This window comes from Gammaproteobacteria bacterium, from assembly GCA_035501935.1.
Classification (GTDB): domain Bacteria; phylum Pseudomonadota; class Gammaproteobacteria; order JAJPIJ01; family JAJPIJ01; genus JAJPIJ01.
Genome location: DATJVC010000004.1, coordinates 34,978 through 48,339 on the forward strand (window position 1 = coordinate 34,978; position 13,362 = coordinate 48,339).

Annotated in this window: 14 protein-coding genes; 4 read left to right on the forward strand and 10 right to left on the reverse strand. The window is 60.2% G+C overall.

Going from position 1 to position 13,362, the window contains the following annotated elements; translation table 11 throughout:
* The first annotated feature begins 4 nt into the window (after window positions 1–4).
* Entirely contained in the window at window positions 5–832 is an 828-nt protein-coding gene (locus VMH34_00720; protein HTT07306.1) for a Stp1/IreP family PP2C-type Ser/Thr phosphatase, read from the forward strand.
* Between the two features lie 23 nt (window positions 833–855).
* Window positions 856–1,575, forward strand: coding sequence for an FHA domain-containing protein (locus VMH34_00725; GenBank protein HTT07307.1), 720 nt, complete (start codon window positions 856–858; stop codon window positions 1,573–1,575).
* A gap of 188 nt (window positions 1,576–1,763) precedes the next feature.
* Here the strand turns inward: VMH34_00725 and VMH34_00730 are convergent, their stop codons facing one another.
* Genes VMH34_00730 through VMH34_00770 form a run of 9 tightly spaced genes read right to left on the reverse strand, consistent with a single transcriptional unit; the run spans window position 1,764 to window position 10,709 of the window.
* Window positions 1,764–4,031, reverse strand: coding sequence for an adenylate/guanylate cyclase domain-containing protein (locus VMH34_00730; GenBank protein ID HTT07308.1), 2,268 nt, complete (start codon window positions 4,029–4,031; stop codon window positions 1,764–1,766).
* On the reverse strand, window positions 4,031–4,633 hold the full coding sequence (locus VMH34_00735) for an ABC-type transport auxiliary lipoprotein family protein (protein HTT07309.1): 603 nt from the start codon (window positions 4,631–4,633) through the stop codon (window positions 4,031–4,033). Before VMH34_00735 ends, VMH34_00730 begins: the two co-directional genes overlap by 1 nt.
* Complete coding sequence (locus VMH34_00740; GenBank protein HTT07310.1) at window positions 4,630–5,676, reverse strand: MlaD family protein; 1,047 nt, start codon at window positions 5,674–5,676, stop codon at window positions 4,630–4,632. Before VMH34_00740 ends, VMH34_00735 begins: the two co-directional genes overlap by 4 nt.
* A gap of 13 nt (window positions 5,677–5,689) precedes the next feature.
* Window positions 5,690–6,490, reverse strand: a complete 801-nt coding sequence (locus tag VMH34_00745) for an ATP-binding cassette domain-containing protein (GenBank protein ID HTT07311.1) — start codon at window positions 6,488–6,490, stop codon at window positions 5,690–5,692.
* Between the two features lie 16 nt (window positions 6,491–6,506).
* Complete coding sequence (locus VMH34_00750) at window positions 6,507–7,316, reverse strand: ABC transporter permease (protein ID HTT07312.1); 810 nt, start codon at window positions 7,314–7,316, stop codon at window positions 6,507–6,509.
* Window positions 7,317–7,324: 8 nt separating this feature from the next.
* On the reverse strand, window positions 7,325–7,657 hold the full coding sequence (locus VMH34_00755) for an STAS domain-containing protein (GenBank protein HTT07313.1): 333 nt from the start codon (window positions 7,655–7,657) through the stop codon (window positions 7,325–7,327).
* Window positions 7,658–7,705: 48 nt separating this feature from the next.
* Window positions 7,706–9,373, reverse strand: coding sequence for a SpoIIE family protein phosphatase (locus VMH34_00760; GenBank protein HTT07314.1), 1,668 nt, complete (start codon window positions 9,371–9,373; stop codon window positions 7,706–7,708).
* A gap of 10 nt (window positions 9,374–9,383) precedes the next feature.
* Window positions 9,384–10,043, reverse strand: coding sequence for an endonuclease III (gene nth, locus VMH34_00765; protein HTT07315.1), 660 nt, complete (start codon window positions 10,041–10,043; stop codon window positions 9,384–9,386).
* Between the two features lie 9 nt (window positions 10,044–10,052).
* The gene (locus tag VMH34_00770) at window positions 10,053–10,709 is read right to left on the reverse strand and encodes an Rnf-Nqr domain containing protein (GenBank protein ID HTT07316.1); all 657 of its coding nucleotides are present in this window, start codon (window positions 10,707–10,709) and stop codon (window positions 10,053–10,055) included.
* A gap of 86 nt (window positions 10,710–10,795) precedes the next feature.
* Here VMH34_00770 and VMH34_00775 point away from each other — a divergent pair, with 86 nt between their 5' ends.
* Together VMH34_00775 and VMH34_00780 are read left to right on the forward strand one after the other, a co-directional pair.
* A complete protein-coding gene (locus tag VMH34_00775; GenBank protein HTT07317.1) occupies window positions 10,796–11,989 on the forward strand; it encodes a class I SAM-dependent rRNA methyltransferase in 1,194 nt (397 codons plus the stop codon).
* Window positions 11,990–12,129: 140 nt separating this feature from the next.
* Entirely contained in the window at window positions 12,130–12,615 is a 486-nt protein-coding gene (locus tag VMH34_00780; protein HTT07318.1) for a tetratricopeptide repeat protein, read from the forward strand.
* Between the two features lie 18 nt (window positions 12,616–12,633).
* On the opposite strand, the gene VMH34_00785 is transcribed toward VMH34_00780, so the two are convergent.
* Window positions 12,634–13,317, reverse strand: a complete 684-nt coding sequence (locus VMH34_00785; protein ID HTT07319.1) for a DUF4197 domain-containing protein — start codon at window positions 13,315–13,317, stop codon at window positions 12,634–12,636.
* Between the last annotated feature and the right edge of the window lie 45 nt (window positions 13,318–13,362).

The following is a 13,362-nucleotide window of genomic DNA, read 5'->3' on the forward strand; positions in this document are numbered from 1 at the left end:
CGCCATGGACATGTCTGGCGTGATTGAAATCGTCAACATGTCCGATACGGGGCGCAAGCGCCCACACAACGAAGACAGCACCGTCAGCGACTCGCGCATGGGGCTGGCCATCGTTGCCGATGGCATGGGCGGCTACAAGGGGGGCGAAGTCGCCAGCGCCATCGCCGTAACCTCCATCCTGCACGAGATGCGCGAGGGGCTCTCCCACATCAATCCCAGCCAGATCGACAAGGCCAGCGGCCACAGTATGGGCGCACTGCTGCTGCGTGACGCCATTACCCTGGCCAACAGCCAGATTTTCCAGACCGCGAGCCAGGAGCCGATATGCCAGGGCATGGGTACCACCGTGGTCGCCGTCCTGGTGCACGATGGCAACAAGATCAGCATCGCCCACGTCGGTGATTCAAGACTCTACCGTCTGCGAAACGGCCAGTTTGAGCAGGTGACCAGCGATCATTCCCTCATCCAGGAATTGATCAACAAGGGGTATTTCACCAAGGAAGAGGCCATGGCCAACACCCCTAAAAATCTGGTGACTCGCGCCCTGGGGATTGAAGAAGACGTCGTGGTGGACATCCAGGACGAGGTTTTTGAGCCCCAGGACACCTACCTGATGTGCTCGGACGGCTTAAATGATATGATATCTGATGAAGAAATTCACTTAACCCTAAGTAAATATAGTGGTAATCTTATACAGGCGGCTGGCGAACTGATACGTATTGCCAACCAAAATGGGGGCAAGGACAATATTTCGGTCATCTTGATCCGACCGCGCAGCGGGGCTGGCGGAGGGAGTGGGTGGCGTAAGAAATTATTCAGATGGTTCAGTTAAGTATGAAATAACAGGATGAACGCATGGCGAAACTCATACTCAGCCTGAACGGCGTGGTACAGGGGGAATACCAGCTCAGCAAGGAACGGACGACCCTCGGCCGCAAACCTGACAACGACATCCAGGTCGACAATCTTGCCGTGAGCGGCAAGCACGCGCTCATCATCACCATCCTCGATGACTCCTTCCTGGAAGATCTGGGCAGCACCAACGGCACCTACGTCAACGGCAAGCTCATCAAGAAACACGCCCTGCGGGACGGCGACGTCATCGGCCTCGGTAAACACGAATTGAAATACGTCAACGAGCACGCCAGTGCCGATGACGAGGAATTCGAGAAGACCATGATCATCAGGCCGGGTTCGGCCAGTGCCGCGGTTGCCGCCGCACAGGCCGCCGCCGCGGCCGCACCCGCGGCGGCTGCATCCGCGGCGGGTGGCGCGCCGGCTGCCGCCGCGCCCGGCATGCCGCTCGGCAAACTGCATGTGTTGAACGGCCCCATCGCCGGCAAGGAACTGGAACTCACCAAGGCGTTGATCACGCTCGGCAAGCCGGGCGTGCAGGTGGCGGTGATTTCACGCCGGCCGCAAGGCTATTTCCTGACGCACATCGAGAGCGACAGCGGCGGCAAAAATTACCCCGTGGTCAACGGCAAGCCCATCGGCCCGCAGGCCTACACCTTGCAGAGCGGGGATGTCATCGAACTGGCGGGGATCAAGATGGAGTTCTCCCTCGCCCGCTGAGCAGGTCGCTGCAAAACTATTGCGGAGCCCGTCTGCGTCCTTGGTTATTCTCTCGAAAGCCCGCCGTACTGTCTTGTACTGTCTCACTTCCTCGCTCGTGGCGCCTGGCATCCGGGCTTCCTCATAACGTTTTTCAGCAACCTGCCACACCTTTCGATTCTTAAATTTCTCTCCGCTTTCGCTCCGCCTCATTTCGTAGTGTGGGTGTAGACGCCGTCCCAATCCTTGCCCGGCGGATTTCTGCGGAATTCGGCGACACGTTCCGCATACATCTGGTACAAACGCGGACGTGCCGAGGACTTGGCCAGGTTCAAAAACTGCAATTCGGCCATGTCCCATTGTTGCGTGCGGTAATATTTGAGCGCCTGCTTGTAGATGTCCAATTCGTCCCGCAGGATCTTGGAGACGTCGGCCGCCGAACCCAGCGGTTCATAAATCGACACCGGTTTGTCCTTGCCTTTGACGCGTACCATGTCCAATTCGCGATAGGCCAGTTCCGGCACCGCCGCCTTCGTGCTTTCACTGACGATGACGTCGACGCCATAAGTCTTGGTCAGCCCCTCCAGCCGCGAGCCGAGATTGACGCTGTCGCCCATGACGGTGTAGGCCATGCGGAATTCCGAGCCCATGTTGCCGACGGTCATGGTGCCGGTGTTGATGCCGATGCCGACCTTGATCACCGGCCAGCCGCGTTGCTTGAATCCGGCATTGACGCTGTCCAGTTTTTGGATCATGCGCAGTGCCGCCAGCAAGGCGTGCCTGGCGTGATCGTGATCGGGGACCGGCGCGCCCCAGAACGCCATGATGGCATCGCCCATGTATTTGTCGATGGTGCCGCGATGCTCATGAATCACATGGGTCATCGGCGTCAATACCTCGTTCATCAACTCGGATAACGCCTTGGGGTTCATGCCTTCGGAAATGGTGGTAAAACCGCGGACATCGGAGAACAGGACCGTCATCTCGCGGCTGACGGCTTCAAGCGAGTAACGCTCCGGATCATTCGCCATCTCGTCGACCAGCTCCGGCGGTACATACTGCCCGAACAGCCCGGTCAACTGGCGCTTGCCGCGCCTCTCGACAAAGTAGCCGTAGAACATGTCGATGATGAACAGGAGGGTGATCAACACGAGGCCCGAGGCCAGCGGCAGCACCAGTTGCCCCTTGACCCAGCACAGCATGTTGAACGCGGTGTAGAGCGTGAGCGCACCAAGCGTCATCAGGACCTCGGCCAGCGGGCCGAGGAACGGCAGCGTCAGCGCCATGACCAGGCCAAAAACAAGCAGCAGGATGATCTCCGCCCCTTGGACGTAGGCGGGCTTTTGCATGATGCGCCCTTCCAGAATTCCGGCGATCAGATTGGCGTGCACCTCAACGCCGGGATAGGCCTTTTGCACCGGTGTCGAACGCAAATCGAGCAGGCCGGCGGCAGTGGTGCCAACGATGGCGATGGCACCCGGCTGCAGCAATTCCGGATTGGCCTGCCCATGGATGACATCCGTGGCGGAGACATAGGGAAAGCTTCCCTGCCCCCCGCGATAGGGCACCAGCGCCTCAATGTGCTCATCGACCGGGATCACGCGATTGCCGATGCGCAGCGATTCCAGGCCGGCGTAATTCCTAGAGGCGCCGAGCGGCGCCTGCTCAAACTTGGCCTCCACCTCGCGCGCCCCCAGATAGACGCGCGCCATCGCCAGCGACAGCGATTCATACTGCGCGCCGTCATAGTCCATGACCATGGGGACCCGGCGGACGATGCCGTCGGAGTCCAGCGACGGATTGAAATGGCCGGCGGCGGCGGCCTTGTCCTGGAATATGGCCAGATTGCCGCCATAGCCCGATGCCGGGCGGAAAGCAATGTGTTTGCCTTCGAAAGCCCCCTTTGGGAAGGTTGGCGGAGGGAGGACGCCGGAATGCACGGCCTCGATCTTGGCGCTGGTGACTTCATTGAAAAAATAACCCAGCACCACTTTGTATTTGCCGATAACGCCGGAGAAGATGCCGTCGTTGTCAAGGGTGGGCTTGATTTCCCGCAGGCGCTGCTCAAAACCGGCAATACCGCTGAACTCCCGCCGCGACAGTTGCTCCAGCACCTTGAGGCCCGAGCTTTCATCGGGCTCGGCGAAAACCACGTCAAAGCCGACCAGTGCAACCTTGTATTTCTCGAAGAGTTGCTCGACCATGCGCGCCACGCGATCACGGCCCCACGGCCAGCGACCTTCCGCCTGCAGGCTCTTTTCGTCGATGTCGATGATGACCACGCCGGGGTCAACCGTGCGTGGCATGGTGAGCAACAGGCGTGCGTCGTAGGCCAGGTTTTCCATCTGGTCAATGGCCGACCAGCGCAGCGGGCCGCCCTCATCTTCGCGGGCGTGCAGCAGCAGTATCACCAGCACCCCCATGCTCAACGCAATGGGGACGCTCTGTTTTTTCAGCTTTTCCAGCCAACGCCGCATCAGTGATCGGCGGCGACCGCTTTGGAGGCATCGGCTAGAAAGCGGGTAAAGAGGGTGTTCAGGGCCTGATCGAAGGCCGTCGCCGTGCTGCCCAAATCATCGCCGCCGGCGGGGACATGCTCGCTGTAATCCTGCACCAGCAGCGGCTGCCCATGCGCATCATCCAGGCGCAATTCCAGATCGACGCGAACGGTCGTTTGACTACCGCCATCCAGACGTTCGAATTCTTTGATGCGCCCGGAAACAGTCAGCGCCGGCCCGCCATCCAGTTCGCCCACAACCATCCGCCCGGACTGCGCGGCGCGCAGATAATCGATCAACTGGTGCTGGATCATCCGTGGTGGCGCCTCAGTCCAGAAATGATAGCTGTACTGCGTGAGCACCGCGCCCTGCGCATCCTCGGCATGAAGGATGGCGCGGTCCGAATGCAGGCCGTCACCCATCAGCGGCCGCACCAGGATGATGCCCGTGGTCAGCTTTGTTGCGGCGCCCACCTGGGGCGCGGTCAGGCGGTAATACGTGTCCGTGGGCACCGGTGGCGCCTTGGCACATGCCGACAAAACCAGCAACGCGGTCACGCCCAGTAGGCGCAAATGTCTCATGGCGTTTCCTTCCCCTGCTCCGTTTTCTTCTGCGTGCCGCCCGATACATCGTTTCTGATCTCCGAACGATCCTTCACCTCATCCTTCTGCGGCGAGCTGTTCAACAATAATCCAGGATTCTCGCGCAGCTGGCGCGCGAACTCATGCATGTCGCGGCTGCTGCCCTCCAGATGATAGAGAATGGTGTCCAGATTGTGGGAGATGGTGTCGAGGCTTTGCCGCAGCGACTGCATCGACGCGCGCAGATCGGCGGTCGACGCCGCAGTGTCACTCACCACCTGATTCACATTGCCGCGATTGTCGGTGACCATCTGGTCGAGCTCGCCGAAGGCGTGATGCATCTGCAGACGCGTGACTTCGATGCGGTTCAGCAGGTCGAGCGTGTTTTCGGAGACCTTCTCGACGTTGGTCAGCGTCGTCGTCACGGCCTGCTGGTTCTTGTCGCCCAGGAGGCGCTGCACGCGGGCGGCGCTGTCATCCATCTTCTTCAGGATGGCCTTGAGCTCATCAAACAATTCCGGATCGTCGATCCGTTTGCGTATCGATTCCAGCAACGGTCGCAGATCCGATTGCGACAGTTCTTTGTACTCCTGGGACAGCGTATGGAAATCCGCGGCGACGTCGTTCAAGGCGGCAAACATGTTCACCTGCCCGGCGCCCTTGATCTCCGAGCCCGGCGCCAGCATGGCTTTGCTCTTGCCTTCCTGGATATTGATGGCCACTCCCGAGAGCAGTCCCGAAGCGATGACAGCAGCCGTACTGTCATCCGGAATCTTCCACCCGGACCTCACGCTCAATTCCACCTTGTAGCGCGTATGGTCGCCATCGCGCTCCGGGGTGATTTTTTCAATCTGGCCGACTTGAAACCCTTCATAGAACGTGCCGGTGCCGTACTTGAGACCGAAGACGTTGTCATAGTGAACGAAGTAGCGATCCGCCGGGCCGGTACTGCCGGTCAGCTTGTAGAGCAGCACCATGAACGCCACGCCCATGATGAGCACAAAAGCGCCGACCACCGTGTAATTGATGTGTTCCCGTCTCACAAATCAGTCCTCTCTAACCTTCGGTTAACCGGTGCAAGTATTCGTCCGCGTCGATCTCTTCATCGCGCGGGCGTCGGTTCAGCAGATCCTGCACCCGCGTATTGTCGCAATTGCGCACCTCATCGACCGTACCGGTCATCAGAATGCGGCCGTGATCGAGCACGGTGATGCGATCCGCAATCTTGAACGCGCTGTCGAGTTCGTGCGTGACCACCACGATGGTCATGCCCATGGCGTCACGCAGGCGCAGAATCAATTCATCCAGTTCGGCGGACACCACCGGATCCAAACCCGCCGAGGGCTCGTCGAAAAACAGCAGCTTGGGATCCATGATGATGGCGCGCGCCACGGCGGCACGCTTGATCATTCCGCCGGACAACTGCGCCGGCATCAGGTTCTCGAAACCCGCCAGGTTCACGACTTCAAGCTTGAGACGCGTCATGATGTTCATGGTCGCCTCATCAAGCTTGGCATGCTCGCGCAGCGGTAGCTTGATGTTCTCGCCCACGGTCATGGAGCTGAACAGCGCGCCACCCTGGAAGGCGACACCCATGCGCTTGCGCAGATCATGCACGGTATTCGCAGGGGCACGGGTGATATCCACGCCCAGGATGCGGATGTGGCCGGAGGTCGGCAGGTTCAGGCCCAGCAGATGGCGCAGCAGCGTGCTCTTGCCGGAGCCGCTGCCGCCCATGATGATCATGATCTCGCCGGACTCCACCTGCATATTGATCTGATCCAGGATTTTGCGGCTGCCGTAGTGGGCGACCAGTTCGTTCACTTCGATCACGGGCCGTGTGGCGGTGGCATTCATGGGTGCGGGTCGGTGACTAGCGGTTCAGAAAATAAGTAAACAACATGTCCGCCACCACGATATACGAAATCGAGAGCACGACGGAGCGCGTCGTGGCCCTGCCCACACCCTCGGCACCGCCCGTGACCTGGAACCCGTTGCTGATGCCAACGACGGTGATGATCGTGCCGAATACCAGGCTTTTTTGCAGCCCCTGCATGACGTCGTCGACTTCCAGCGCATCCAGCGTGCGATCAACATAGGCATTGTAGCTCAAGCCCAATTCCAGATTGGTAAACACCGAGCCGCCAAACAGGCCTGACAGATCGGCCAGATAGGTCAGCGCCGGCAACATGACCAGCATCGCCGCCAGGACCGGTGAGGACAAATAACGCACGGGATTGACGCTCATGACACGCAGGGCGTCGATCTCCTGCGAGACCTGCATGGTGCCGATGCGCGCCGCCAGCGCCGATCCCGAGCGTCCCGCCACCACGATGGCGGTGATGAGGGCGCCGAATTCCCGCGTCACCGACAGCGCGATGCCGGTCACGACCTGCTCCTCGGCGCCGAAGGTCTTGAGCGTGTGGATGCCCTGGATGGCGAGCATGATGCCGATGGTGAACGACAGGATGAACACGATGGGGATCGCGGCGACGCCGATGGTCATCATCTGCGCCGCGATGGACGGCGGCCGCACCGGCTGATGGCGGAACGGCCCGGCGATAAGCCAGTAGATGCTCTCCAGAAACAGAAGAAAATAGTAACCGAACTCTTCAACGGCCTCGACCGTGACGCGGCCCAGCTGCTCGAGTGCGGAGGGATGATGGGTGTGGGCGTCGGCCATCCGCCGCCTCACACGTCTGCCTTGGCGCGATCAGCCACGGTGGCGTGGATGGGAAACACCTTGTCGAGCCGCGCCAGTTTGAGCACGTTCAGCGCCGATCCGCTCACGCCGACAAGCCCGAATTTCAGCTTCTTTTTTTTGGCAGTCTGGTAGCCTTCCACCAGGCTGGCCACGCCGGAACTGTCGATGTAGGTCACGCGCGACAAGTCCACCAGGACATTCTTGGCGTTTTTAAGACAGGATAAGATGACGCTGCGGGCCTCCGGGGAGCAGGACAAGTCCACGTCACCCGTCAATTCGACCACCGCATAGCCGCTGTCGTCGCGGACCTGATAAGACATCGTGACATCCCCTCGTTTTTTTCTTTGCCGGCGCGGTTCGTCCGCTGCTCAGCCTATTTTTTTCTTCATCTTGAGATAATTGCCGCATTCCGCCGGGAGGTGGCCATAGACCCAATCATCCATGATGGTCTGAATGAAATGTGTTCCCAGACCCCCGGGCCGCAGATCGTCCAGATCACGCGGCTTGATGTTGCTGATATCAACGGGCGCGGCAAAATCCCGCACCTCAAATTCCAACTCACGGCCATTATTGAGGATTTCAAGAATAATTTCACCTGAGCAGTCGCCACCGTAGGCATGCTGTATGACATTCATGCAGGCCTCGTTGACGGCCAGCACCAGACTATCGGCCAGCTCCCGGCCACAGCCGCTGCGGTCCACCGCCTCGCGGACCCGCTCACGCACTTCCCTGAGTTCGACGGGATTGGAACGAAATCTCATTTCCAACAAAGGATTAGACATCGCCGCCTCCACCCGCCGGTCGACCAGCATCAAGGTAATGTCATCGCGCTGTTTCTGCCCCATATGCCGCACCGAACCCACCAGCTCCTTCAGCCGCGTGCGGGGCTCAAGTCCGGCATGGCGTTTGATGAGCGCAATCAATCCCGTGGTTTCCAGCGGCCGCCCTTCTTCGTCCAGGGCCTCGGTGACGCCGTCGGTGTACAGATAAAGTGAACCACCGTGCAGATCCAGGCGGGTGACCGGGAATTCCGCGCCCGGCAGCACACCCACCGGCGGCCCTTCGGCCTCAATTTCGCCAAACTCGCCGGCGCGGTTGCGATACAGCACGGGCAGATGGCCGGCATTCACCAGCGTCACGGTGTCATCACGCGGATCCAGAACGCCGACCACCAGCGTCACAAACATGCCATGCGAGGCGGTCTCGCAGATCTCGTCATTCACCCTGGCCACCAGCGCGCTCAAATCCGGAATGGTCTTGGCCAGGCAGCGCAGCAGCCCGCCGGTCTTGGCCATCCACAGGGCCGTGTTCATGCCCTTGCCCGAGACGTCCGCGAGATTGAAATGGATGCGCCCATCCGGCAGGGCGAAATAGTCGTAAAAATCGCCGGAGACCTCGCGCGCCGGGAAATTGATGGCCACCACCGGCAGGGCACCCTCCGCCACCTTGGGCAGCAGATTGACCTGCACCTCGCGCACCAGTTCCAGTTCCTTGCGCATGCGCTCCTGCTCGACCAGCGCCTCGGCGATGCGGGCGTTGTGGATCGCCAGCGCCGCCGCGGCGGCCAGTGCAATCAATATATGTTCATCCTCGCTGTCAAACAGGCCGTCGCCGCTCTTTTTGTTGATCAGTTCCAGCGCGCCGAGACGCTGGCCGCGCACGGTCAACGGCGCGCACAGGATGGAGCGGGTGATGAAACCAGTGTCGGCATCCACGGCGGCCATGAAGGCGGCCTCCTTCTGCACGTCGCGCACCATCTGGCAGCGCTGTTCGCGCACCGTCTTGCCGACGATGCCCTGATCGGCGGCAATGCGCAGCCCCGTGATGTCCACCGGCCCGGCGCACTGCTGGCAGGCCAGCTCCGTTTCCTCCTTCTCGAGCAGAAAAATGGAGGCCGCCTCGGCGTCCATGTATTCGATGAAGGTGGCAATGGCGTGACGCAGGGTTTCGCGCAGATCCAGCGAGGTGGCAAAATTCTGAATCACCTCGGCCAGCACTTCCAGCCGCTGCTCCAGTCGTGTGCGCGTCTCCACCATCGCCGGGTCCTTACGCCGCCTTCCTGGATGAAGCCATGAAGCGCCCTTTATCCTTCCAGCCGCATACATCCCGAATCACGCACTCGCCGCAACGCGGCCTGCGCGCCATGCAGACATAGCGTCCGTGCAGGATCAACCAGTGATGCGCATCATGCAGGTACTTTGGTGGCACGCGCTTGAGCAGGCCCTGTTCGACCTCCCACACCGTTTTGCCGGGCGCCAGCCCCGTGCGATTGGCGACGCGGAAGATGTGTGTGTCCACGGCAATGGTCGGCTGTCCGAAGGCCGTGTTCAGGATCACGTTGGCCGTCTTGCGGCCCACACCCGGCAAATTCTCCAGTGCATCGCGATCCGCGGGTACCCGGCCGTCGTGCTCTTCCAGCAGCAGCCTGCAGGTCTTGAGGATGTTCTTCGCTTTGGTGTTGTAGAGACCGATGGTCTTGATATAACGCTTCAAACCGCGCTCGCCCAGCGCCAGGATGGCCGCCGGCGTGTTGGCTACGCGGTATAGCTCGCGAGTGGCCTTGTTTACGCTGACATCGGTGGCCTGTGCCGACAGGATCACGGCAATTAGTAATTCAAACGGGCTCTGGTATTGCAATTCCGTGCGCGGTTCCGGATTGAGGACGCGCAACCGTTCGAACAATGTTTCACGCTGGGCGGGATTCAAACGCACGGATTACACCGGGCGTTCAGCAGTTGGCGGTGGGGTCAGCCGGCGATGGAGGGCGAGCACCACCCCCAGCAACAGCAAGGCGCCGGGCGGCAGGGCGGCGACCGCCAGTCCCTCATCCCCCGGCCACAGGCGCAGCGTGAATTCCGGTGACAACGTTGGTAAAAGTTGGTCGGCGTCGCGCAGGAGCGTGCCATAGGCCAGCACTTCGCGCGCCGCCGAGAACGGGATCAGAAACATCGCCATGGCCGCGGCAATGCCGGCACCGCTTCGGAGACCCGCGACAACGGATTGACGGCCGGCGGATTCGGCGGAATGCGCCATCAGCAGGCAACAACCCGCCATCACCGGCACGTAGATGCCGAGTTGCACGGCCATATCGAGGCGGAAGGTTTTCAGCAACAAAGTGACCATGCCCACACCCGTGGCCAGAAATAACGCGTGACAGATCGGGCGCGCCTCCGGCGGGATCAGATAACGGGTGCCCGACACCAGTCCGGAGGTCCACAAACTCACCACCATCAACAGCAACGTCAGCGTGATGCCGTCGATCAGCCGTGTTGAAACGGCCAGCAACGGACACAATCCCAGCAGCCGGACAAGCAGCGGGTTCTGCCGCCACAATACATCACAGCCATGCATGCAGGGGTTTGGGGATGACATCGGTCAGGTCGCTCCGGAGTTGGCATGCCCAAGCATCAGACTGCGGGCCATTATACTATGCGTTTTAAACCAACAGGTTGATGCGAATGGAATACGCGACCCTTTACTTGAAGAAAAACGAAGATCGCCGGTTGCGCGCCGGCCATGTCTGGGTGTTCAGCAACGAAGTAGACATTGCCCGCAGCCCGCTCACGGTATTCCAGCCCGGCCAACCCGTCCGCGTTCTGGCCCACAGCGGCCGGCCGCTCGGCACCGGTTACGTCAATCCGCGCTCGCTGATCAGCGTCCGCCTGGTCAGCACAAATCCGGCCGCGCCCCACTCACCCGCATTGATCCATGAACGCCTGCAATCCGCCCTGCGTTTGCGCGAGAGATTCTACACGGAGCCCTACTACCGCCTGGCCCACGCCGAAAGCGACGGCCTGCCCGGCCTCATCATTGATCGTTACGGTGAAATCCTGGTGGTGCAGATCAACACCGCCGGCATGGAGGTCATGCGAGCGACAATCATCGACAGCCTGCGCGAATTGTTGCAACCCACGGGCATACTGCTGCGCAACGATGGCGCCAGCCGCGCGCTGGAGGGCCTGCCGGGCGAAATCGAAGCCGCTCACGGCGAAGTGCCCGCGGTTTTGACCATCATCGAAAACAGCTGCCGGTTCAAGGTTGCCATGCGCGAGGGACAGAAGACCGGTTGGTTTTACGACCACCGCGCCAACCGCGCGCGGCTGCCCGACTACGTCAAAGGCCGGCGCGTACTGGACGTGTTCAGCTATCTGGGCGGCTGGGGCATACAGGCCGCCGCCGCGGGCGCCGCGCAGGTGCATTGTGTCGAAGCCTCCGCCACCGCCGCGGAATTCATCCGCGATAACGCCGCCTTGAACAATATCGGTGAAGCGCTCACTGTCGACGTGGAGGACGCCTTCACGGCGCTGAAAAACCTGCGCGAATCGAACAAGCGATTCGATGTTGTCATTCTCGATCCGCCCGCTTTCGTCAAGCGTAAAAAGGACACGGAACAAGGCATGGAGGCGTATCAGCGCCTCAACACGCTGGCCATGCAGGTGTTGAATGAGGACGGGATCGTCATCAGCGCCTCGTGCTCATCGCACGTCACGGCCGCGGATTTTCGCAACGTAGTGCGGCAGGCGGGGCTCAAGGCGCATTGCACGCTGAGAATACTGGAACAGGGGCATCAGGCCCTCGATCACCCCATCCATCCCGCCATCCCCGAGACGGAGTATCTTAAAACCCTGTTTCTGTACGCCTCATCCTCGTGAGTTTTACATTCTCAAAAACTCAAGGATGTGGATGACGGTCCCGCCGGATTGAGACCATGATTAGAATATCCAGGCTGCTCAGACTGTGCGTTATTGCCGCATTGATACTGCTGCTGTTGTGGATCTATGCGCCGCCATTCATGGACACCCTGCGCGACAACGCATGCATGCAGCCCGTGGCAAAGAAAAAGTACGTGGAAGCCTTCAAAGGATGTTCCAAACGCGCCCAGGAAGGCAGCCTGCCGGCCAGATTGATGCTGGGGAAGCTCTACGAAGACGGCCGGGGAACGTTACAGGACTATGCCAAGGCCGAGGAAAACTATCTCGCGGTGGCAAACGCCAGAGACCAGCTTTATACGGTAGCCGCCTTGAGTCTGGGCGATCTCTACAAACGACCGGATTTTGAAAAGGGCGGCCCCGAAAAATCCGCCTACTGGTACCGGCAAGCCGCGGATAACGGAGATAAACAGGCGCAAGTGCAATATGGCGCCATGTTGATACTGGGTCATGGCGTCATAAAAAACATCCCCCTGGCCAAAACCTATCTTGAGAAGGCCGCCCTGGCCGGAGATGGAAACGCAAAGACCCTGCTGGAGCAACTTAAGAACAAAGAAAAAGCAAAATAATAAAAGCCGGACTCGTTATTAGTGACCGACGGCGCCAAAAACCTTGCGGAGGATGCTGACAGACTGTCCCATGGGGTCTTTGCGAATGGCGCGCTCCTCCTCGCCCATCATCAGAAATAATCCATCCAGCGCCTTTTGCGTGACGTAACCCTCAACACTGCTTTGGTCTTTGCTCAGTAATCCCAACTGCGATGCCGAACCGGCGTAGGTGTTGTATTTCTTTGCAACGTCGAGCTTGTCAGTCGCGGCCTTGACGATGGGCAGGAACTTCTGGGTCAACGGCGCGGTGGTGGTCTTCTTGAAATACTGCGTCACCGAGTCATCGCCGCCGGTCAGCAGCGCCTTGGCATCCTCCACGCTCATGCCCTTGACGGCATCCAAAAGGATCGGCTTGGCCTCCGGCACTGCCTGCTCGGCGGCATGGTTCATGGTCGTGATCAGGTCATCCGCCTGCCTGCCCATACCGGCCATCCGCATCCATTTCTCCGCCTTCTTGAGCGGCCCGGGCAGAGGGATCTTGACCTTGGGATTGCCCAAAAACCCGTTGGGTACGCCGAGCTTGCCGACCGCCGCCGTCACACCCTGGGACAGGGCCTCGCGTATGCCGCTGTCGGCTTCGCTGCCGGTCAGGTCCGCCACGCCCAGCGCCCAGACCATGGGCGCCAGTAATAGTGCACCACAACATGCAATGAATCCGCGCATCGTTTATGCTTTCTTCAAATAATTTGCCGAACCCAGTATAACGCC